Source organism: Pseudarthrobacter sp. NPDC092202 (assembly GCF_044755505.1).
GTDB lineage: Bacteria > Actinomycetota > Actinomycetes > Actinomycetales > Micrococcaceae > Arthrobacter.
In genome coordinates this window covers 238,167-259,217 of record NZ_JBIVRG010000003.1, presented here as the reverse complement: position 1 = coordinate 259,217, position 21,051 = coordinate 238,167, and the positions used below count along the sequence as shown (strand labels likewise).

The window sequence follows — 21,051 nt, the reverse complement described above, 5'->3', positions numbered from 1 at the left end:
TCAGTTTTCCCGGCCGGAATGCACCACTTTCGCTATTTGCTGGTGAATCCCGCGGGGGCGGCGGGCTGGGGCTTCGATAGGATTGATTGTCCCCGCAACAAACCAAGGAGTTTTGGCATGCGCAGCCAGCAGACCGTCCGCCCACGTGCCATCTTCCTCGACATCGACGGCACCTATGCCGACCACGGACTGGCGCCCGCTGCGCACGTAGACGCTGTCCGGACCGCACGCCGGCTGGGACACCTGGTCTTCGTCTGCACGGGACGGCCGCTGTCCATGGTCCCAAGCCACATCCTGGAGGCCGGCTTCGACGGCAGTATCACCGGGGCCGGAGCCCGCGTTGAGCTCGGGGGAGAGATCCTCAAGGACACGCGCTTTGATCCGGACCTGGCGGCCCTCATTGTGGAGACACTGGACGCCCATGGCGCCGCCTACATCCTGGAAGCACCCGAGGCGCTGCACGGCCGGACAGGCGTGGACCAGAGGCTCCGGGAGGTGCTCGGCCCCATCTTCGCCGGCCGGGCGCAGCACGACGGGGTCCTCAGCACCGACGTGGACCCGCTGGAGGACATCCTGGGGCCGATGCAGTACAGCGACGACCTTCGCTCCACGTCCTACGCCAAAATATCCTGCTTTGATTCCCCGGTGCCGCTGAAGCAGCTGGTGGACGGGCTGGGGCCGCAGGTGGGCCTCATTCCCAGTTCCCTCTCCGCCCTGGGCGACCGCGCCGGCGAGATCTTCATGGCCGGAACACACAAAGCCGTGGGCATCCAGGTGGTGGAGGAGCACCTGGGCCTTGACCGTGCGGACATCGTGGCCATCGGGGACAGCGCCAACGACATCGAAATGCTGGAGTACGCCGGCGTGGGCATCGCGGTGGAGGGCGGGCACCCGGCGGTCCTGGCAGTCGCGGACCGGACCACCGCCGGGCCGGCCGGCAACGGCGTGGCACTCGCCTTTGAGGAGCTCGGCCTGCTGGGCTGACCGGCTTCCGGATCCGGGCCTGGGCGGCCTGGGAAGTCAGGAAGGAAGCGGAGCGGGTGCCTGCTCGGACGGGTGCGCGGCAGCGCCGGTCCCCAAACCGCGCACCAGCCAACCGGAGGCCTGCCAGGCCGCGGCATCCAGCACGTTCCGCGCGTCCAGCACCACGCGCCGTCGTACCCGTGCACCCGCAGCTGTTGGGGAGAGGCGGCGGTACTCATCCCATTCCGTGAGCAGCAGCACCAGCTCGGCGCCCTCGAGTGCCTGCTCCGTCGAGGCCTCGAACTTGAGGCGCGGATAGCGGCGCCAGGCGTGGTTGACCGCCTTGGGATCCGTGACGGTCACGTGCGCCCCGGCCCCGGCAAGCCGGTCGGCAACGTCCAGGGCGGGGGAGTCCCGGATGTCGTCAGTGTCCGGTTTGAAGGACGCGCCGAGCACGGTGACGGAGCGGCCGGCAACGCTGCCGCCGCAGAGCCCGGCGGCCACGCTGACCGTCCGTTCGCGCTGGCCCAGGTTGACCGAATCCACCAGCCGCATCCAGTCGTCAAGGGCAGTGACCCCTGCCTGGACGGCTTGGGTCCGAAAGCTGCGGATGTCCTTGGGGAGGCAGCCGCCGCCAAAACCCAGGCCGGCGTGCAGATACCTTCCGCCGATGCGCGGGTCCATGCCCATGGCCTCGGCCAGCTCCGCCACGTCCGCCCCTTTTGCGTCGCACAGTTCGGCCACGGCGTTGATGAAGCTTACTTTGGTGGCGAGGTAGGCGTTGGCCGCGGACTTGATGAGCTCCGCCGTGGCGAAGTTGCAGACCAGGCGGGGTATGCCAGCCCGGAGGAGCGGCTCGTAGACCGCATCCAGTGCCGCCGTAACCCCGAGCGGTGCGCCGGTGCGGGGATGGAAGGCGGCTCCGCGCCCGCCGTCCACGCCGTACACCAGCCGGTCCGGTACCAGAGAGTCCTTCACCGCGGTCCCCTGGCGGAGGAATTCCGGGTTCCAGCCCAGCAGCACGTCCGGACGGGAGTCCAGCACGCCGCGCAGCATCTCCACCGTGCCCACGGGCACCGTGGACTTACCCACGACGACGGCGCCGGCGGCCAGGTGCGGCAGCAGCGTTTCGATCGCGGAGACCAGGAAGGTGAGGTCGGCGGCGTCGGACGTTTTGTCCTGCGGGGTGCCCACGCACAGGAAGTGGACCTGTGCGCCCTTCACGGCAGCGGCGTCGGTGGAGAAAGTGAGACGGCCGGTGCTCCGGCCGTCCCGCAGGAGTTCGTCCAGGCCGGGTTCGTGAAAGGGGGCAGCGCCGCGCGCCAGCTGTTCCACCTTTCCGGGATCGACGTCGATCCCCACCACGGTATGGCCCATGGATGCAAGGGTGGCCGCATGGACGGCACCAAGATAGCCGCAGCCGATCACCGAAATCTTCACTGCGCCGCTCCAGCCCGGGGACCCGCAGCTGTCCCGGCAGGCGCGGCGGCCATGGCATCACCGTAGTGCCGGACCAGTTCCTCGCAGAGCGCCGGCCATGTCCTGTCCTGCACGGAGGCATGGGCTGCGGCAGAGAACGCGCGGCGTTTGGCGTCGTCGCCCATCAGGTCGAGCACATGGCCGCGCAACCCGGACAGGTCGCCCGGCTCATAGAGCCAGCCGGTCCGGGAGTTCTCCACCAGGTCCAGCGGCCCGCCCCGGCCGGTGGCCACCACCGGAACCCCCGACGCCATGGCCTCCTGGATGGTCTGGCAGAAGGTCTCGAACTCGCCCGGATGCACGAAGAGGTCGAAGGACGCCACTGCTCGTGCCAGCTCCTCACCGCCCAGGAAGCCAGTGAAGACCGCATCAGGCAAGGCGTCCTCGAGGACAGCCCGCTGCGGCCCGTCGCCAACAACCACCAGTCTGGTGTTGGGAATCCCGGCCAGGGCGGCCAGGTCCTCCACCTGTTTCTCCACGGCCAGCCGTCCCACGTAGCCGATGACCCGCTGGCCGCCGGGGGCCACGGAAGCCCGCCATCCGTCGTCGCGCTTGTCCGGTGAAAACCGTGCCGTATCCACTCCCCGGCGCCACATCTTCACCCTGGGGATGCCGCGGCCGCGCAACTGGTTCAGCGCGAACGTGGACGGCACCAGGGTGCGGGTGGCCAGCAGGTGGATGTTTTCAACCCGGTTCCAGGCCCAGTTCTCCAGGAACGGCACACCGTATCTCGCCGCGTAACTGGGAACCTCGGTCTGGTAGACGGCAACAGTGGGAATGCCGAGCTGGTGCGCCGCCTGCGCCGCCCGCCAGCCAAGCACGAACGGCGAGGCGAGATGGACAACGTCCGGTGCGTAGTCGGCAAGGATTCGCTTGACCCGGTACACACCGCCCATCGCCACCCTGACGTTTGCATAGCCCGCCAGCGGCACCGCCGGCAGCCGGAGGATTTCCGCACCCCGCACATGGTCCGGCGCCTCCCCGTCCAGTGTGGAAGGCGCGATCACCAGGACGTCGTCGCCCCGGCTCTCAAGGTGTTCCAGCACGCGCAGGATGGAATGCGTTACGCCGTTCATCAGCGGCAGGAATGATTCAGCAACAATTGCGATCCTCACCCCTCCACCGTGGGCGGGCGGCGTTGCCGTGCGGGGGAGAAAACGTTACCCCGAGGGAAAGGCTGCGTGAACAGGAGGACGCCGAACTGAAAAAAATTACTAAGTAGGCTTTGCATATGATGCTAAGCATGCTTAGTGTAGGAGGGCAGCTAACGCAGAGCCTCAAGCAGACGGGGCGGAACCCTGCACCGGACCCCGGTGCAGGACCATCCAAAGTAGTTAGTTAAGCCCAGCGCAACGACACATCCAAGGAGACGTCATGCTCAACAGGGAAAACATCGAAAGCCTGCTCACCAAGGGTGGCAACGTCATCGGTTCAGATGGCGAAAAGATCGGCTCAATCGGCCAGCTCTACGCGGACGACGACACGGGCGAGCCCACATGGGTCACCGTCAAGACGGGCCTTTTCGGCACCTCGCAGTCCTTCGTTCCCGTCGAGGGAGCACACAGCCAGGGCGACGACCTGGTGGTGCCGTACACCAAGGAACACGTCAAGGACGCTCCCCGCGTGGACGTGGACGGGCACCTCACCCCTGAGGAGGAGGACCGCCTCTACACGTACTACGAGCGTGGTGCCCGCACCTACTCGGATACCCGGAACGACGATCTGGACACCCGGAAGGATGTTGACTTCCAGGGCGATGCAGACCTGAACGCCGGCACTCCCACCACGGGTATTGGCCGCGACCTTGACCGCGACAACACCCGCGGCACCGTGGGCCACGACACCTCCGGCCCCACCACGGACGACGCCATGACCCGTTCCGAGGAGCGGCTCCACGTTGGCACCGAGCGCGAAACCACTGGCCGGGCACGGCTGCGGAAGTACGTCACCACGGAAAACGTCACCAAGACCGTCCCCGTGCAGCGTGAAGAAGTCCGCCTGGAGCGCGAACCCATCACGGATGCCAACCGCGGCGAAGCCCTGCGCGGTCCGGACATCAGCGAAGAGGAGCACGAGGTTGTCCTCCACGAGGAGCGCCCCGTCGTCGAGAAGGAAACCGTTCCGGTGGAGCGGGTCCGCCTCGACAAGGACGTTGTCCAGGACGACGTCACCGTCAATGAGGAAGTCCGCAAGGAGCACATCGACGCGGACGGCGTTGACCGCGACGCCCGCCGCTAAGCTGCGCCGCTAGTGCATCCCTGACGCGCCGCTGAACGGACCGACGCGTCAGGCGAAGCGAACAGCACAACGACGCCGGGAGTCCCCCTTGGGGGCTCCCGGCGTCGTTGTGCGTGCGGAACTTTCCTGGACGCTGGTGCAGCCCCCGCAGACGGCGGAAACTGCACCAGCCAGTAGGACGAATATCTTCAGAACTTAAGGTTGTTCCTTCATTCGCGGCTCCTGTTTCCCGGTTTACGGATTCCGGGCTATGTCCTGCGGGCCGCCGTCCTGGAGAACAGCCAGCCGGCAACAATCATTACGACGCCCAGCACCAGATGGGCCCAGTTATCCATCATGTTCAGGGCCAGGAAATTCGCCGCCGAATCTACTCCGACAAGGAGCCCGAAGATGGCCAGGACGATGTACAGAGCGCCTGCCCCCAGGAGGAAGTTCCTTGCTCCGTGTTCTGTCCGGGACATGGCCCAGCCGGTGGCACCGATGGCCAGCTGCACAATGTTGAGCAGCATGGACACCTGGAACAGCCCCAGGAACATGGCGTGCGACGCCGGTCCGAGGAACATCAGTTCGCTGTATTGGGTGGTGATACCGGGGATGAAGCCCAGGACACCGACCAGCATCAAAACAATTCCCACTCCCATGCCGGCGTTTTGGACGTCTGCCCGGCCAAAATGGACGCCGTGTGCATGTGGGGATGCGGTAGTCATTTCTTCCTCCATTCCACTCGTTGTGGACAGTTCAATTTTACGGCCGCCCACTGCGAAAAGCTCCGGCACAGCCTTGCGTTGGAGTTCCGGCCGATCCGCCGGATGAGCCTGTCGTTCCCGGCCGGGACGCCCGTGCCGTGACACCATGGGGCACGATGAAAATGCGTGCTGACCAGACCGGAGACCGTGGCCTTCCCATGCCCTTGTGGCTGCAGGGTGCCCTCGAAACGGCGCAGGCAGCCATCATTTCCGCGCTGGTGGTGATTGCCCCGATCATCGCAGTGTGGGCCACTGCCGGCTTCCGGGACAGCTCCTTCGACGTCCTGGCCCGGTTGGCGGGGCAATCCTGGCTTTTGGTTCACGGAGTCCCGCTGGAACTCAGCGCCGCGGGCTCCGACGCCGCCGGCAACGGGGAAACCGGCGTTCTGTCGCTGGTTCCGCTGGGCCTCACCCTGCTCCCTTTCCTCCTTGCATGGAGGGCCGGCCGCCGCCTTGCCCGCGCGTCCTATACAGACCAGCTGTGGCAGGCATTGCTCGGCTCGTGGATTGTCTACGCGGCTTTCGGTACGGCCACCGGCTTCGTATGCCGTACCCCCGACGTCGGCATCAACCCCTGGTTCGCCATGCTGGTCCCGCTCATTCCCTACGCGCTGGGTATGGTGATCGGCGCGCGGCGCGAGGCCGGGTCCTGGAGCCGGCTGATCGGCGTCGACGCCGTGGACTGGATCTCCCGCACCAGCCAGCATTCGCGGTGGGCCGGCTCCTACCTTGCCTCCGCCGCCAAAGCCGGGTTTGTGGCCACCCTGTCCGCGCTGGCATTGGCTGCCGTGCTCCTGGCGGTGGATCTGTTCATCCACTGGAACCTCGTGGTCGCCGTCTACGAGGCGCTCGACGCCGGCGCCGTCGGGGGCGCCGCCCTGACCATCGCACAGCTCGGGTTCCTCCCCAACCTCGCGGTCTTCGCCCTCGCCTGGACGTCCGGGGCCGGTTTTGCGATGGGGATCGGCTCGCAGGTAGGCCCGCTGGGAACCGCCGTCGGACCGCTGCCTTCCATCCCCGTGCTGGCCGCCATTCCGTCCGGGCCGCTGGACTACGCCTTTGTTGCCCTGATTGTCCCGGTGCTGGCGGGTGTGCTGGCCGGATGGTGGTTCCTCCGCGAGGGTGAAAACCACTTCGATGAGTGGCTTTCCATCAAGATCCGTGCCCGCTGGTTCACGGCGACGGTCTCCACCCTGGTGCTGGGGATCCTGGCGGGACTGGCAGCCGGGCTCCTGGCCTTTGGCCTGGCCTGGCTTGCGCGCGGCTCTGCGGGAATCGGACGCCTCACTGACATTGGTCCGGACCCGTTCTGGACGGGAGTCTGGCTGGCCGCGGAAGTGGCCGCCGGCGTCGTCATCGGTTACGTGGCCGGGCCGTGGCTGGAACGTGAGCAGGCGGCGTCGGAAGAGGACGCGGAACTGGTTTCCAGGTCCTAGCGGAACTGCCCGGGCAGCGAGCTTTCCAGCTGGACCCGGCACACCGACTGCGCCTGGTCCGTGAGTGCCCGTCCCACGCAGGCCTGGTACTCGCGCACTTCGTCGAAAAACACGGCTGTCACGAGGAGCAGCAGCACCATGATGGCGGACACCACCAGGCCGGAGATGGTGCCGATCAGGACCAGCCTGGACTCCTTTAGGCGTGCGGCCCTGACCAGGAGGACCACGCCGAGTGCAACGCTGGCCGCCGTGAGGATCCCGGTCAGCCACAGGTAGTTGACGTCCAGCTGGTAGACGAAGAAGGCGCCCAGCACCGAGACGACGAACATCCGGAACAGGGTATGGGTCTTGGCCAGCGAGGCTTTGGCTGCCTCGCTGAGCTGCGGCCTGGTCCGCTGCTGCCCAGCCGGTTCGGGGGAGGTGTTCATGTTTTCCAGCCTACGCGAGCCTGCCCATAAGCTAGAGCCATGCGCATCGTAGTCCTCGTTTCCGGTACCGGGTCCAACCTCCAGGCTGTTATCGACGCGGTCAAGGCTGGGAACCTGGACGTGGAGATCGCGGCCGTCGGTGCAGACCGTCCGGGCACCTACGGGGTGGAGCGGTCCGCGGCGGCCGGCATCCCGACGTTTGTGGTTGACTTCAAGGCGTACCCGGAGCGTGCTGCCTGGAACGCCGCGCTGACCGACGCCGTGGGAGGGTTCGAGCCTGATGTGGTGGTGTCCTCGGGGTTCATGCGCATCGTCAGCCCGGAGTTCATCGATGCCTTCAACGGCAAGTACCTGAACACCCACCCGGCACTGCTTCCGAGCTTCCCGGGAGCCCACGGGGTACGGGACGCCATGGCCTACGGCGTGAAGGTAACCGGCTGCACCGTGCACTGGGCGGATGCCGGGGTGGACACCGGACCCATCATCGCCCAGGAGGCCGTGGCCATCGAGGACTCGGATACTGAGGAAACCCTGCATGAGCGCATCAAGGTAGTGGAGCGCCGGCTGTTGGTGTCCACGCTCGCCTCCCTCGCCGCCGCCCACCGCGCCAGCACTTTGAACCTCCCCACCTGACCTTCGTCGGCGCGCATACACGTCACCGACACGCAGATTCACTGACGCACCCAAAATCCGGGTGGCGCATCCGGATTTGGGCGTCGAAATTGACGCTACGCCCATAGGGCCGGGGGGTTACTCGAGGCGGCGCTGCTTGGTTTCCGGGGAGAAGAACGCCATCCACAGCACGGCCAGCAGCACCAGCCCGCCGGCGAGGGCGAAGGACGTGGCCAGCCCCAGCTCGGGCCAGAAGTAGTTGGCGAAAATCAGCGGCCCGAATCCGGCGCCCAGCCGCGAGAAGGTGGAGGCCCAGCCGAAACCGGTGCCGCGCAGCTCGGTGGGGTACAGCTCGGACACGTAGGCGTACAGCACCGGGATGGCCACCTGCACCACGAACCCGAACACCAGCAGCCAGAACACCGCCGCCGTGGGGATGTCCACCACGAAAGCCACGATCACCAGGGTCAGCGCGGACAATGGCCCGGTGATGGCCAGGATCCACTTGCGCCCAACCCGTTCCACCAGCAGGGCGGCGACTATAACGCCCAAAAGCCCGACGGCGGCCATGGACGCCGTGGTGACGAACGCCTTGTACTCGGCGAAGCCGGCGCCGATCAGGATCCGCGGCATCCAGGTCAGGGACAGGTAGTAAACCAGCAGGATCGAGAAGAACAGTGCCCAGGCCGTGGCCGTGATTTTCCAGTTGAACTGCCATACCAGCCGCAGCTGGTGCCAGGCGCTGCCGGCGGAAAGCCGCGGTACCTCCCTGGCGTCGGGCAGGCTGTAGGCGCGGGGTTCCGCACCGGTGGCGGCCACCAGCCCGTCGATCACCTTGGCCGCCTCCTCGCGCCGGCCCTTGCGGATCAGGAAGAGCGGGGACTCGGGAACGCTGCGCCGGACCCAGAACACCAGCAGGGCAGGCAGGACCATCACCAGCATGGTCAGCCGCCAGTCGCCGTACAGGGCCACCAGGCCGGCGGACACAAAGCCTGCCAGGGCTGCCCCCACCGGCCACCAGCCATCCATCGCCGTGAGGACCTTGCCGCGCTGCTTGCGGGGGGTGAACTCACCCACCAGTGCGTAGTCCACCGGGATGCAGCCGCCCAGGCCGAACCCGGCCATAAAGCGGAATACGCAGAACCAGATGAAGTCGGGGGAGAAGGCGCCCAGGACGGTGAAGAGCGAGAAGATCAGCAGCGTGGCCGTGAAGGCTTTCTTGCGCCCGATGGTGTCCGCGATGGTGCCCCACACGAACGCGCCCAGTGCCATACCGATCAGGTTGGACGTGCCCACCCAGGCAACCTCGCCCGGGGAAAGGGCCCAGTGGGTTGAGAGCAAAGGTATGAGGATGCCGTTGAGGGTCACGTCCCAGGCGTCGAACATGAAGCCGAGGCCGCCGATCAAAAAGATCTTGCCCTGGACTTTCCATCGCCAGGGCAGTTCCTGGACCACCTGTTCGCCGCTCGGCACAGTGGTGTAAGTATTCATCGCAGCCTCCTGGGAAAACTTTAGCCGGGCGCACCGGGGTTCACACTCCGGCCTACTCGCGGGGCAACCTCCGCTTCGGGATAAACTGGGCCGTATCCCCACCAACCGCGGCACTGTTCCGCGAGATAAGACGGAGACATTTGTGAGCTTCACGCAGCATGAGCGCGTATCCATCGACCGTGTTCCCATCCGCCGGGCACTGATCTCGGTTTACGACAAGACCGGTCTGGAGGAGCTCGCGCAGGGCCTGCATGCGGCCGGGGTGAAGCTCGTCTCCACTGGTTCCACGGCCAAGAAGATTGCCGCCGCAGGCATCCCGGTTCAGGAAGTCGAGGAAGTCACGGGTTCCCCCGAAATGCTGGACGGCCGGGTCAAGACCCTGCACCCGCGCGTGCACGGCGGCATCCTGGCGGACCGCCGCGTGGCGGCCCACATGGAGACGCTCACCCAGATGGAGATCGAACCCTTTGATCTTGTGGTGGTGAACCTCTACCCGTTCGTGGAGACCGTCAAGTCCGGCGCCGCCCAGGACGACGTCGTGGAGCAGATCGACATCGGAGGCCCCGCCATGGTGCGCTCCGCCGCGAAGAACCACGCCGCCGTCGCCATTGTGGTGGACCCCTCCTTCTACGGCCAGGTCGTCACCGCCGCCGCTGAGGGCGGCTTTGATTTGAAGACACGACGCCGGCTGGCCGCCAAGGCGTTCGCCCACACGGCGTCCTACGACAACGCCGTGGCCACCTGGACCGCGAGCCAGTTCCTGGACGAGGACGGCGACGGCGTCATCGACTGGCCCGCGTACGCCGGCCTGTCCCTGGAGCGCTCGGAGGTGCTGCGCTACGGCGAGAACCCGCACCAGCAGGCTGCCCTCTACGTGGACAAGGCTGCCCCGGTAGGCATCGCGCAGGCAGACCAGCTGCACGGCAAGGCCATGAGTTACAACAACTTCGTGGACGCGGACGCTGCCCTCCGCGCCGCCTACGACTTTAGCGAGCCGGCCGTGGCCATCATCAAGCACGCCAACCCCTGCGGCGTGGCTGTGGGTTCCGCCGATGCCGAGGACCCGATCGCCGACGCCCACGCCAAGGCACACGCATGCGATCCTGTCTCGGCGTTCGGCGGCGTCATCGCGGCCAACCGCACCGTGACCGCGGGCATGGCCAACACGGTCAAGGACATTTTCACCGAGGTTGTCATCGCCCCGGGCTTCGAGCCGGAAGCCGTGGAGATCCTGTCCAAGAAGAAGAACATCCGCCTGCTTGCCCTGCCCGAGGGCTACGGCCGCTACCCCACGGAGTTCCGCCAGGTCTCCGGCGGCATGCTGGTCCAGGTAGCGGACAAGGTGGATGCCAACGGCGACAACCCCGCCAACTGGACCCTGGCCGCCGGTGAAGCGGCGGACGCGAAGACCCTGGCCGACCTCGCCTTCGCCTGGACCGCCTGCCGCGCAGCGAAGTCCAACGCCATCCTCCTCGCCCAGGACGGCGCCGCCGTCGGAATTGGCATGGGCCAGGTCAACCGCCTGGACTCCTGCCGCCTGGCCGTGGAGCGGGCCAACACTCTGGGCGTCACGGTGGAGTCCGACGTCGAAGGTGCCGGCGGTGCGTCCAACGCCAGCGGTTCCGGCGCACCCCAGCGGGCCCGCGGCGCCGTAGCAGCCTCCGACGCGTTCTTCCCGTTCGCCGACGGACTGCAGATCCTGATCGACGCCGGCGTCCGCGCCGTGGTCCAGCCCGGTGGTTCCGTCCGGGACGAGGAAGTTATCGCGGCGGCTAACGCCGCGGGCGTCACCATGTACTTCACCGGGGCACGCCACTTCTTCCACTGAGTCCATCCATTGCTCCGTAGGTGTCGTTTTCGGACCCGTAAACGACCATTTCGGAGCAATCGATGCTGTGCTAACGAACGACGGCGCCCGCCCCCTGAAAAGGGGACGGGCGCCGTCGTCGTTGTGCTGGCTTAGTCCTGGTCGTCTTCACCGGTGCCGGGCTCCGGAAGCCGCAGCTCCCGGGGCTTGGCCTCCGCCATCCGTTCCGCTGTCCAGTACTCGAGGATCTCCTCGTGCGTCTGGTTCAGATCGGCGTGGCTGACGGGGTCCTGGCCGGACGGGGTGTCCTTAGGAGGCTGCTGCACTGGCATAGGTCTGCTGGATGACTGATCCCCAGTACGGGCCGTACATCACTGCGGAACGGTTGTAGCCGTAGCTGTTGACGGAGTTCTGCACGCCCGCGGAGCTGGTGCCGATGAACCACGGGCCGCCTGACGAGCCGCCGGTCATGTCGCAGGGGATGCCCTGGGTACCAAACTGCGGGTTGTTGGGATCATTCGTGGCCGTTCCGGTGCAGCTCTTGAGGGTCTGGCCGTTGAAGGGCGATGCCGCGGGGTAGCCGAAGGACTTGTAGGTGAGACCGCGGGGCTCGTTGAACGCCACGCCGGATCCGCCCACAACATCGGTGAGGGTCTGGCCGTTCAGCGTGTTCATCACGGCAAAGCCGGTGTCGTAGGCCATGTCCCCGTCGGCGCTCCACTGGGTGGGGGCGTGGAGTGACTTGGCGGTCCACTTGCCGTAGGGCTCGGCGCCGTTCTCGTAGGCCGGCACAAAGGCGAAGTTGGTAGCGAAGACTCCCGGTCCCTCGTTGAGGCAGTGGCCCGCCGTGGAGACGGTGCTCTCATTGGCGGAGATTACGGCGTTGCCGGAGCAGACGTAGTTCGAGCCAGCCAGGGTGAAGAAGACCTTGCCGATGTGCTTGACCGGGGTCTCGCTCTGGGCGATGGTGGGCTTGCCCTTGGTGGCCCTCACCTCGGACTTCTTGCCCTTTTCCACGAGCCCGGCGCTGGAGCGGTTGCCGCGTTCCAGGGCTTTTCCGGCGAGGACGTCACCAGGGATGGCGTTCTGCATCCGGTCGGCCGTCCAGTAATCGGCCACGCCGGCGGTGTTCAGGACAATGCTTGTTACGGAGGGGTTTGTCTTGTCCTCCGCCGGGGCAGCCGTAGCCCCGCCGGCGGAGGTGAGTGCCAGAACGGCAGCGGCTGAAAGGCTCAGGAAGCCGGTAGCCAGAGACCTGGTGCGTGTCATTGTTGTCCTGTCTGAACGGGGAAATAGCCCCGGGGAGGGGCGGGAGTGACCCTGCGAATTTATCGTCATATGACAACTTTGTAAATAGTAGTGACGTATCATGTAGGGGCTCCAGCGGCCCGCCGGGGAGGCGTGGCGAGGAAAGCGCGACGGCGGTCGGGCCCCGTAGGTGCGTGCCGGCGTCGGCCGTTCTCCATCGCTGTAATCCGGCCCATGCCGGGGGTAACGCGGCAGCCCCGGTAGGGGTGAAACCCCTGCGCTCGGGTAAGTTGTACATGGTGAAATAGACCGAATTTTCACAACCAAGCCGACCCACAGGGAGACGCCCGCGCATGTCCAAGATTATCTACACCCACACCGACGAAGCGCCGATGCTGGCTACCTATTCGTTCCTGCCCATCATCGAGGCGTTCGCCTCGACAGCAGGTGTGGAGGTGGAGACCCGCGACATTTCGCTCGCTGGCCGCATCATCGCCGTTTTCGGTGACTACCTGACCCCCGAGCAGCAGATCGGTGACGCCCTTGCTGAACTCGGTGAGCTGGCGAAGACGCCGGAAGCCAACATCATCAAGCTGCCCAACATCAGCGCGTCGATCCCGCAGTTGAAGGCCGCCATCGCCGAGCTCCAGGAGCAGGGCTACGCCCTTCCGGACTACCCGGACAACCCGTCCTCCGACGAGGAGACGGCAATCCGTTCCCGCTACGACAAGATCAAGGGATCGGCCGTGAACCCGGTCCTGCGTGAAGGCAACTCGGACCGCCGCGCCCCGCTGTCCGTGAAGAACTACGCACGCCAGAACCCGCACTCCATGGGTGCCTGGACTGCCGAGTCGAAGACCAACGTGGCCACCATGGGCCAGGACGACTTCCGCTCCAACGAGAAGTCCGTCGTCATCGACTCCCAGGGCACCATCGCCATCCAGCTGGTCCGCGAGGACGGCTCCGTCAAGGTCCTGAAGAAGTCCTTCCCGGTCCTGGCCGGCGAGGTCATCGACGGCACCGTCATGCGCGCCGCCGCCCTGGACGAGTTCCTCCAGGCCCAGGTTGCCCGCGCCAAGGAAGAGGGCGTGCTGTTCTCCGCACACCTCAAGGCCACCATGATGAAGGTCTCCGACCCCATCATCTTCGGCCACGTGGTCAAGGCCTACTTCTCCGAGCTGTTCGAGACCTACGGCAAGCAGCTCGCCGCCGCCGGCATCAGCCCCAACAACGGCCTGGCCGCCATCCTGAGCAGCCTCGAGGACCTGCCGGAGGACGTGCGCGAAGGCGTGCAGAACCTCATCAAGAAGGGCCTCGAAGAAGGTCCCGCACTGGCGATGGTGGACTCGGACAAGGGCATCACCACACTGAACGTCCCCAGCGACGTGATCGTGGACGCCTCCATGCCCGCCATGATCCGCAGCTCCGGCCACATGTGGGGCCCGGACGGCGAGGAAGCTGACACCCTGGCCGTCCTCCCGGACAGCTCTTACGCCGGCATCTACCAGGTGGTTATTGATGACTGCCGCGCCAACGGCGCCTACGATCCGACCACCATGGGCACCGTTCCGAACGTTGGCCTTATGGCCCAGGCCGCGGAGGAATACGGCAGCCACGACAAAACGTTCGAAGTCCAGGAAGCCGGAACGGTCCAGATCGTTGACGGTTCAGGGAACATCCTGATCGAACACCAGGTTTCCGAGGGTGACATCTGGCGCGCCTGCCAGACCAAGGACCTGCCCATCCGCGACTGGGTCAAACTGGCCGTGACCCGCGCCCGCGCCTCCCAGACTCCGGCTGTGTTCTGGCTGGATGAGGAACGCGCCCACGACGCCAACCTCATCGCCAAGGTCAACGAGTACCTCACGGAGCACGACACCGAGGGCCTGGATATCCAGATCATGTCCCCGGTCAAGGCCATCGCCTTCACCCTGGACCGTATCCGCAAGGGCGAGGACACCATCTCCGTGTCCGGCAACGTCCTCCGCGACTACCTCACGGACCTGTTCCCCATCCTTGAGCTGGGCACCAGCGCCAAGATGCTCTCCGTTGTTCCGCTGATGAACGGCGGCGGGCTGTTCGAGACCGGTGCCGGCGGGTCCGCCCCCAAGCACGTCCAGCAGCTGCTCAAGGAAAACCACCTGCGCTGGGACAGCCTGGGCGAGTTCCTGGCCCTGGCCGTCAGCTTCGAGCACCTGGCCACCACCACGGACAACAAGCGCGCCCAGGTCCTGGCCGACACCCTGGACCGCGCCACCGGCACGTTCCTGCTGGAGAACAAGTCGCCCAGCCGCCGTGCCGGCGAGCTGGACAACCGCGGCAGCCACTACTTCCTGGCCCGCTACTGGGCAGAGGAACTGGCCAGGCAGACGGACGACGCCGACCTGGCCGCCTCCTTCAGCTCCATCGCCGGAGAGCTTGCCTCCAAGGAGCAGGCGATCGTTGGCGAGCTGGCTGAGGTCCAGGGATCGCCGGTGGATATCGGCGGCTACTACCACCCGGATGACGCCAAGGCTTCTGCCGTAATGCGTCCTTCGGCAACGCTCAACAAGGTTATTGCAACGCTGAGCTAGGCCTGCTCAAAGCGGCGTTCCGGAGATCCGGGACGCCGCTTTGTTGTTTTTCAGGGTAGGCGTGGAGCTTGTGGCGGCCGGAATCGTTGCTAGGGTAGTAAGTACGCTTAGTATCTCGGTTTGCGCCGATGACTGCTGAGGTTGCCGATCCTGAGGAGAAAAAATCGTGCCAGAAGAGAGCAATATCCACATCCCCGGTGTCCCCGCCAGCGAGCCTGCCAGCCTCCAGGAACCCACGACGCCGCGCGAACCGCTGCCGCCGAAACCGGACCAGCAGGCACCGGAGGCTGTGTCGCCCACGGGAAGCCCCACCGGCGCACCGGCCACTGCCCGCGCCCAGTCCGGCCAGTACCTCACCACCGCGCAGGGCCTCCGCCTCGGCGACACTGACCACTCGCTGAAGGCCGGCTCCCGCGGTCCCATCCTGCTGCAGGACCACCACCTGCGCGAAAAGATCACCCACTTTGACCACGAACGCATTCCCGAGCGCGTGGTCCACGCCCGCGGTGCAGGAGCCCATGGAGTGTTCCGTTCCTACGGGACCGCAGCCAACATCACCCGCGCGGGCTTCCTGGCCAAGGACGTGGAGACTCCCGTCTTTGTCCGGTTCTCCACAGTGCTGGGCTCCCGCGGCTCCGCCGATACGGTCCGTGACACCCGCGGCTTCTCCACGAAGTTCTACACGGACGAGGGCACCTACGACCTGGTGGGCAACAACATCCCGGTTTTCTTCATCCAGGACGGCATCAAGTTCCCGGACATCATCCACGCCGGCAAACCGCACCCGGACCGCGAGATCCCTCAGGCCCAGAGCGCCCATGACACGTTCTGGGACTTCGTTTCCCTGCACACCGAGGCGCAGGCCCACACCATGTGGAACATGTCCGACCGCGGCATCCCACGTTCGTACCGCACCATGGAGGGCTTCGGTGTCCACACCTTCCGCTTCATCAACGCAGAGGGCAAGACCACGCTGGTGAAGTTCCACTGGAAGCCGAAGCAGGGTGTCCACTCGCTGGTGTGGGAAGAAGCCCAGATCATCAACGGCATGGACCCGGACTTCCACCGCCGGGACCTTGCCGACGCCATCGAGGCCGGCGCCTACCCTGAGTGGGAGCTTGGTGTCCAGACCTTCCCGGACACTGAAGACCAGATGTTTGAAGGCATCGACCTGCTGGATCCCACCAAGTTCGTCCCGGAGGAGCTGGCCCCGGTCCAGCCCATCGGCGTCATGACGCTCAACGCCAACCCCACGAACTACTTCGCCGAGACTGAGCAGGTGGCCTTCCACCCCGGACACCTGGTGCCCGGAATCGACGTCACCAACGATCCGCTGCTGCAGGTGCGGCTGTTTTCCTACCTGGACACGCAGATCTCCCGGCTGGGCGGCCCCAACTTCGCCCAGATCCCCATCAACCGGCCGCAGGCACCGGTCAATGACATGCTGCGCGACGGCATGCACCAGCAGGCTGTCCACGGCGGCGCGGCCCCGTACCGGCCCAACTCGCTTGACGGCGGCTGCCCGTTCCTGGCCGGACAGGATATGGGGGCCTTCATTGACGTCCCGGAGGAGCTGGCTGCATCCATCAAGGAGCGGAAGAACCCGGCGTCCTTTGACGATCACTTCAGCCAGGTGCGGCTCTTCTTCCGCAGCCTCAGCCCGGTGGAGCGGGACCACGTCATCCAGGCCTACACGTTCGAACTGGGCAAGTGCTACGAGAAGTCCATCCGCGAACGCCAGCTCGCGGCCCTCGCCAACGTGGATGCGGAACTGTGTGCCGCCGTCGCGAAGGGGCTGGGCCTTCCCGCGCCGGAGGCAACAGAACAGGTACCGGATTCAGATCCCAGCCCCGCCCTCTCCCAGGTGGGCAAGACCTGGCCGGTGGCCGGCCGGATTGTGGGCATCCTTGCGGACGGGGACAGCGACCTGGCCGCCGTCAATGCCGCAAGGAAGGCTTTGGACGCGGCGGGCATCGTGCCGCTGGTCATTGCTCCGGCGGGCGGCTTCCTTGGGGCCGAGAACGACGGCGGGGTCCCCGTTCAGCGGACCTACCTCACCGCTCGTTCCACCGAGTTCGATGCCGTCATCGTGGCGGCGCCAGCCACCCCGGCTCCCGACGCCGCACCCGGACTCGACGCGAAGGCCGGCGCTCCCGGCGGTGCCTCCGACCCGCGGGCGGTGCTGCTGCTCACTGAAGCGTACCGGCACGCCAAGGCAATCGGCACATGGGATTCCGGCGCCGAAGCCTTGGCCGCAGCGGGCATCCCGCAGGAAACCCCGGGCATCGTGTCCGCGGGCGACGCCGAGTCACTGGTGTCTGAGCTGACGGCGCTGCTGGCCGCACACAGGGTCTGGGAGCGGTTCCCGGCCTCGCCGGCCCAGTCCTGAACCAGCGCCGTCGCCGGGGCAACCGCGGCGTTGCTGCAACAAATGATGCACGCAACCGCTGACTGACCGGGGCCCCGCCGGGGAAGCCCCCCTTAAGGAGGGGAGCGCCGCCGTCGTTATGACGGGCGCTCCCTTCCTTCGCGTCAGTCGTTGCCTTTGCCCTTGCCCTCATTGTCCTTCTTGTCGTCGTCCTTCTCCGCCTCCGGCGCTGGTGCCGGCGCTGGCGCAGGGGCGGGGACCTCGGCGGCTGGCGGGGGAGTGGCCGCGGCTGCCTGCTCCGCAGCGATCCGTGCCTCTTCGGCTGCCTTGTCCGCGGCCGCTTTTTCCGCCGCTGCAATCGCTTCGTTGAGGTCTGCCCGGACGGCGGTGGCAATCGTGGTGATGCTCCGGCGGCGTTCCTCGGAAATCTGGCCTTCGGATTGCGCCGCTTCCAGTTCGGCTTCCAGCCCCTCCAACGCCCGCAAGGCTGCGGCGGGGTCGTTTTCCGAGGACGCCTGGGTCACTTCGAGGACGCGTGCCTGCAGCTGCCGTGCCGCCTCGCGCTCGAGGCCGGCCTCCGTCGTGGCGCAGCTGGCCAGGAGCGCGGCCGCCAAAACGGCAGCGGAGCACGCGAGCACGGACGTGCGTCGAACAGGGAAGGCCCTCACGGTTCCACGCTCTTCTGGAGCTCCTCAAGGTGTTCGCCCAGGACTCCGGTCACCGTGGGATAGGGCACGACGTCGGGCGGCGACTGGGAGGACAGGGTCATCAGGGCCGCAGCCACCGCGGCTGCGACAACCACCAGCGCCAGGACCGCCGCCAGCCAAAACCGTTTTGTCCGCTTCTTGCTGTCCTTCGCTCGGTCCTGGCTAAGTGCCTCGTGCGGTGTGCCCATAACCTGCGCCCCGGCAGGTGCAGCGTCCGGCCCGGCAGCCTCCCGCAGCTCATCCACAGATTCCTCGGCAGTGATGGACGGCGGGTGGAACGGCATGGCCGGCAGCACCCTGGTGGTCTCCGGCGCAAGTTCACCCGGGGTGGATGCCGGTGACACCAGTGCCTGGCGCAGCGCGGTTTCAATGTCCGCCGCGGCCGGCCGCTCCAGCGGTTCGAGCGCAGTCATGGAGCGGATGAGGTCAGCCCATTCGGACGGTAGGTCCTCGGGAATTTCCGGTGCCCGGTGCAGCCGCGCCACAGCCGATTCCACCGCGCTGCCGGGGTATTCCACTGTGCCCTTGATGCATTCGAGCAGCACCAGGCCTAGCGAGTAGATGTCTGTGGAGGGGGCCAGCGGCTGGCCCAGCGCCTGTTCGGGGCTGAGGTAGGCGGCCGTTCCCACCATGGTCCCCGTAGCGGTCAACCGCGTTGAGTCGACGATCCGCGCGATGCCAAAGTCGGTGAGCTTGGGCCGCAGCGGTTCACCGGGGCGGATCTGGACCAGCAGGATATTACCGGGCTTGATGTCCCGGTGGATGATTCCGAGGCCGTGGACATATGCCAATGCGTCTGCGATGCCGGCGCCGATAACGGCCAGTTCCTCCAGCGGTACGGTGCTGTGCCGGATCCGGGCGCGCAGGTCCTGGCCTTCCACGAGTTCCATGGTGAGGAAGGGCCTTGGCTCGTCAGGAATCCGGGTATCAATACCGGCGTCGAACAGCGTCACCAGTCCGGGGTGGTTCAGGGTGGCCAGAAGCTGGATCTCCGCTTCCTGGCGCTTCAGCTCATCGGCGTCCGGGGCTTGCGGAGCGAAGAGCTTCAGTGCCACCTCGCGGCCCAAATTTTCGTCGCGGGCACAGTAGACCGATGACATACCGCCGCGGCCAATGACCTCACCCAACCGGTAACGTCCGCCGACCACTTCATTCTTGATGGAGCTAGGCGATTCCGCCACCATGACCCGTTCCTCCCGGTGCGCTGCGGCACTGTCGTACCTCAAATTATACGGGCGGTGGAGTAAACGGAAGATTCATCCTGGTTTGGCGAACTGCGGCACGCCGGCGGTCCGGCGGCGAAAACTCCCGCCACCGGACCGCCGTTCACAAGGACATGTGTGCTGAATACATGTTGTGCGTGGTCTTGTTTCGTTGCCTGGCCAACCTCCTTTCCCTCAGCCCGCCCCCTGCTGCCGCTTCAGGCGCGTGGGGCAGGCGCTGTCAGTAGGTGGTCGGCGCTACGACACTTTCCGCTTGCGGAGCATCAGGAGTCCCGCCGCCAGAAGCAGCAGGGCGAGCGGGGCAAGGGAGGCGTCCATGCCGGTCTTTGCCAGCGCAGTGGCCCCTTGGCCCGGCGTGTTGCGGGCCCCGGTGATGCTTGCAGCGGTGTCGACGGCGATGACCCCGCCAACTGCGGTGGACCCGGCAGCAGGTGCTGCGGAGATTCCTCCCGCAATGGCACCTGCGACGCTTCCGTTGCCAGTGGTGCCGGTGGTGCCCGCAGTTCCGTTGTCAGCGCCGGGATCCGTGCTTCCCGAGTCCACGGCGCCGGCGCCGCCGGCGTTGCCGTTACCCGGATCAGTGGTGCCAGGGTTCTCGGTTCCTGGTGTTCCCGTGCCCGGGTTTTCGGTGTCGACGGTGCCGTTGCCGCCGATGCCCAGATCAACGTTGGCGTCGACGAGTTCGCCGGTGGTGCCGTTGTTGCCGCCGATGGTCAGGTCAACGTTGGCGTCTGCGAGGTCGCCGGTGGTGCCGCCGCCGGTGTTGTTGCCGCCGATGGTCAGGTCAACGTTGGCGTCTGCGAGGTTGCCGGTGGTGCCGCCGCCGGTGTTGTTGCCGCCGATGGTCAGGTCAACGTTGGCGTCTGCGAGGTTGCCGGTGGTGCCGGTGCCGTTCCCGCCGATGGTGAGGTCAACGTTGGCGTCTGCGAGGTTGCCGGTGGTGCCGGTGCCGTTCCCGCCGATGGTGAGGTCAACGTTGGCGTCTGCGAGGTCGCTGGTGGTGCCCGTGTTGTTGCCGCCGATGGTGAGGTCGGCGTTGGCGTCGACGAGGTCGCCGCTGGTGCCGGTGCCGCCGATGGTCAGGTCAACGTTGGCGTCTGCGAGGTCGCTGGTGGTGCCGGTGCCGCTACCGCCCAAGGCGGCATCGACGTCGGCATCTACGAACTCGCCGGTGGTGCCGGTGCCGCCGATGGTGAGGTCGGCGTTGGCGTCTGCGAGGTCGCCGGTGGTGTCGCCGCTGGTGCCGTTGCCGCCGATGGTCAGATCGACGTTGGCGTCGACGAGGTCGCCGGTGGTGCCCGTGTTGTTGCCGCCGATGGTCAGGTCGGCGTTAGCGTCAACGAGTTCCCCTGTGGTGCCATTGCCGCCCAAGGTGGCATCGACGTCGGCATCTACGAACTCGCCGGTGGTGCCGGTGCCGCCAATGGTGGCGTCCACGAGGACCGCTGCGGCGAGGGCTGTGGTGTCCGTGGCCGTGCCGGTGGCACCGCCAAGCGCGACGTCTGCTGCGACGGCAGCGTCCGCTGAAACGGTCGGCGTTGGGTCACCCAGCTGGCCCAACGACGTCGAGTCAACGGACGCCGCCGCCGAGATGAGGGCGGATGCGGAAAGGTCCGATCCGCTGGTGGTGTCCGCGGCGTTTGCCGCAGTGCAACTGAGGGCTAGGAGCCCGCCTGCAAAGAGGGTGCCGAGCATTCCCCGGCGAAGGTTGGGATTCATGGTGATGTCTCCT

The 21,051-nt window shown here is 66.5% G+C and carries 17 protein-coding genes; 7 read left to right on the top strand and 10 right to left on the bottom strand.

What is annotated here, in order from left to right; all coding sequences use genetic code 11:
• The first annotated feature begins 117 nt into the window (after positions 1-117).
• On the top strand, positions 118-984 hold the full coding sequence (locus tag ACIQF4_RS07380) for an HAD hydrolase family protein (RefSeq protein WP_400515192.1): 867 nt from the start codon (positions 118-120) through the stop codon (positions 982-984).
• A gap of 36 nt (positions 985-1,020) precedes the next feature.
• Here the strand turns inward: ACIQF4_RS07380 and ACIQF4_RS07375 are convergent, their stop codons facing one another.
• Both ACIQF4_RS07375 and ACIQF4_RS07370 read right to left on the bottom strand, forming a co-directional pair.
• On the bottom strand, positions 1,021-2,403 hold the full coding sequence (locus tag ACIQF4_RS07375) for a UDP-glucose dehydrogenase family protein (protein ID WP_400515194.1): 1,383 nt from the start codon (positions 2,401-2,403) through the stop codon (positions 1,021-1,023).
• Positions 2,400-3,557 carry a glycosyltransferase family 4 protein gene (locus ACIQF4_RS07370; RefSeq protein WP_400515196.1) on the bottom strand — a complete coding sequence of 386 codons (1,158 nt, stop codon included), beginning with the start codon at positions 3,555-3,557 and terminating at the stop codon, positions 2,400-2,402. The genes ACIQF4_RS07375 and ACIQF4_RS07370 overlap by 4 nt, the downstream gene beginning before the upstream one ends.
• Positions 3,558-3,816: 259 nt before the next feature.
• On the opposite strand from ACIQF4_RS07370, the gene ACIQF4_RS07365 reads away from it, so the two are divergent.
• Positions 3,817-4,680 carry a PRC and DUF2382 domain-containing protein gene (locus ACIQF4_RS07365; protein WP_400515198.1) on the top strand — a complete coding sequence of 288 codons (864 nt, stop codon included), beginning with the start codon at positions 3,817-3,819 and terminating at the stop codon, positions 4,678-4,680.
• Positions 4,681-4,928: 248 nt separating this feature from the next.
• Here the strand turns inward: ACIQF4_RS07365 and ACIQF4_RS07360 are convergent, their stop codons facing one another.
• Entirely contained in the window at positions 4,929-5,387 is a 459-nt protein-coding gene (locus ACIQF4_RS07360) for a DUF4383 domain-containing protein (RefSeq protein WP_400515200.1), read from the bottom strand.
• A gap of 155 nt (positions 5,388-5,542) precedes the next feature.
• On the opposite strand from ACIQF4_RS07360, the gene ACIQF4_RS07355 reads away from it, so the two are divergent.
• A complete protein-coding gene (locus ACIQF4_RS07355; protein WP_400515201.1) occupies positions 5,543-6,862 on the top strand; it encodes a DUF6350 family protein in 1,320 nt (439 codons plus the stop codon).
• Here the strand turns inward: ACIQF4_RS07355 and ACIQF4_RS07350 are convergent.
• Complete coding sequence (locus tag ACIQF4_RS07350; protein ID WP_231455846.1) at positions 6,859-7,290, bottom strand: hypothetical protein; 432 nt, start codon at positions 7,288-7,290, stop codon at positions 6,859-6,861. The genes ACIQF4_RS07355 and ACIQF4_RS07350 overlap by 4 nt on opposite strands.
• A gap of 39 nt (positions 7,291-7,329) precedes the next feature.
• On the opposite strand from ACIQF4_RS07350, the gene purN reads away from it, so the two are divergent.
• Positions 7,330-7,923, top strand: coding sequence for a phosphoribosylglycinamide formyltransferase (gene purN, locus ACIQF4_RS07345; protein ID WP_400515203.1), 594 nt, complete (start codon positions 7,330-7,332; stop codon positions 7,921-7,923).
• A 117-nt stretch (positions 7,924-8,040) separates the two neighbouring features.
• Here purN and ACIQF4_RS07340 read toward each other — a convergent pair whose 3' ends face one another.
• Entirely contained in the window at positions 8,041-9,393 is a 1,353-nt protein-coding gene (locus tag ACIQF4_RS07340; RefSeq protein ID WP_400515205.1) for an MFS transporter, read from the bottom strand.
• 142 nt (positions 9,394-9,535) lie between these two features.
• Between ACIQF4_RS07340 and purH the strand changes: the two genes are divergently transcribed.
• Entirely contained in the window at positions 9,536-11,221 is a 1,686-nt protein-coding gene (purH, locus tag ACIQF4_RS07335) for a bifunctional phosphoribosylaminoimidazolecarboxamide formyltransferase/IMP cyclohydrolase (protein WP_400515207.1), read from the top strand.
• Positions 11,222-11,352: 131 nt separating this feature from the next.
• Here the strand turns inward: purH and ACIQF4_RS07330 are convergent, their stop codons facing one another.
• Together ACIQF4_RS07330 and ACIQF4_RS07325 are read right to left on the bottom strand one after the other, a co-directional pair.
• A complete protein-coding gene (locus tag ACIQF4_RS07330) occupies positions 11,353-11,526 on the bottom strand; it encodes a hypothetical protein (RefSeq protein WP_231455856.1) in 174 nt (57 codons plus the stop codon).
• Positions 11,510-12,469 (bottom strand): trypsin-like serine peptidase, encoded by a 960-nt coding sequence (locus ACIQF4_RS07325; protein ID WP_400515209.1) that lies wholly within the window; start codon positions 12,467-12,469, stop codon positions 11,510-11,512. Before ACIQF4_RS07325 ends, ACIQF4_RS07330 begins: the two co-directional genes overlap by 17 nt.
• Before the next feature lie 332 nt (positions 12,470-12,801).
• Here ACIQF4_RS07325 and ACIQF4_RS07320 point away from each other — a divergent pair, with 332 nt between their 5' ends.
• The gene (locus tag ACIQF4_RS07320; RefSeq protein WP_400515211.1) at positions 12,802-15,021 is read left to right on the top strand and encodes an NADP-dependent isocitrate dehydrogenase; all 2,220 of its coding nucleotides are present in this window, start codon (positions 12,802-12,804) and stop codon (positions 15,019-15,021) included.
• Between the two features lie 166 nt (positions 15,022-15,187).
• Positions 15,188-17,410 carry a catalase gene (locus ACIQF4_RS07315; RefSeq protein ID WP_400515213.1) on the top strand — a complete coding sequence of 741 codons (2,223 nt, stop codon included), beginning with the start codon at positions 15,188-15,190 and terminating at the stop codon, positions 17,408-17,410.
• Positions 17,411-17,553: 143 nt separating this feature from the next.
• Here the strand turns inward: ACIQF4_RS07315 and ACIQF4_RS07310 are convergent, their stop codons facing one another.
• The 3 genes from ACIQF4_RS07310 to ACIQF4_RS07300 all read right to left on the bottom strand — a co-directional run bounded on the left by ACIQF4_RS07310 (position 17,554) and on the right by ACIQF4_RS07300 (position 21,038).
• Positions 17,554-18,057, bottom strand: a complete 504-nt coding sequence (locus tag ACIQF4_RS07310) for a hypothetical protein (protein ID WP_400515215.1) — start codon at positions 18,055-18,057, stop codon at positions 17,554-17,556.
• Entirely contained in the window at positions 18,054-19,280 is a 1,227-nt protein-coding gene (locus tag ACIQF4_RS07305; RefSeq protein ID WP_400515217.1) for a serine/threonine-protein kinase, read from the bottom strand. The genes ACIQF4_RS07310 and ACIQF4_RS07305 overlap by 4 nt, the downstream gene beginning before the upstream one ends.
• A 276-nt stretch (positions 19,281-19,556) precedes the next feature.
• Positions 19,557-21,038 carry a hypothetical protein gene (locus ACIQF4_RS07300; RefSeq protein WP_400515219.1) on the bottom strand — a complete coding sequence of 494 codons (1,482 nt, stop codon included), beginning with the start codon at positions 21,036-21,038 and terminating at the stop codon, positions 19,557-19,559.
• Positions 21,039-21,051: the final 13 nt, after the last annotated feature.

Excerpts from the sequence above, each read along its gene's own strand:
- ACIQF4_RS07380 (WP_400515192.1), top strand. The coding sequence starts at position 118 with ATGCGCAGCCAGCAGACCGTCCGCCCACGTGCCATCTTCCTCGACATC.
- ACIQF4_RS07365 (WP_400515198.1), top strand. The coding sequence starts at position 3,817 with ATGCTCAACAGGGAAAACATCGAAAGCCTGCTCACCAAGGGTGGCAAC.
- ACIQF4_RS07360 (WP_400515200.1), bottom strand. The coding sequence starts at position 5,387 with ATGACTACCGCATCCCCACATGCACACGGCGTCCATTTTGGCCGGGCA.
- ACIQF4_RS07355 (WP_400515201.1), top strand. The coding sequence starts at position 5,543 with ATGAAAATGCGTGCTGACCAGACCGGAGACCGTGGCCTTCCCATGCCC.
- ACIQF4_RS07350 (WP_231455846.1), bottom strand. The coding sequence starts at position 7,290 with ATGAACACCTCCCCCGAACCGGCTGGGCAGCAGCGGACCAGGCCGCAG.
- purN (WP_400515203.1), top strand. The coding sequence starts at position 7,330 with ATGCGCATCGTAGTCCTCGTTTCCGGTACCGGGTCCAACCTCCAGGCT.
- ACIQF4_RS07340 (WP_400515205.1), bottom strand. The coding sequence starts at position 9,393 with ATGAATACTTACACCACTGTGCCGAGCGGCGAACAGGTGGTCCAGGAA.
- ACIQF4_RS07325 (WP_400515209.1), bottom strand. The coding sequence starts at position 12,469 with ATGACACGCACCAGGTCTCTGGCTACCGGCTTCCTGAGCCTTTCAGCC.
- ACIQF4_RS07320 (WP_400515211.1), top strand. The coding sequence starts at position 12,802 with ATGTCCAAGATTATCTACACCCACACCGACGAAGCGCCGATGCTGGCT.
- ACIQF4_RS07305 (WP_400515217.1), bottom strand. The coding sequence starts at position 19,280 with ATGGTGGCGGAATCGCCTAGCTCCATCAAGAATGAAGTGGTCGGCGGA.
- ACIQF4_RS07300 (WP_400515219.1), bottom strand. The coding sequence starts at position 21,038 with ATGAATCCCAACCTTCGCCGGGGAATGCTCGGCACCCTCTTTGCAGGC.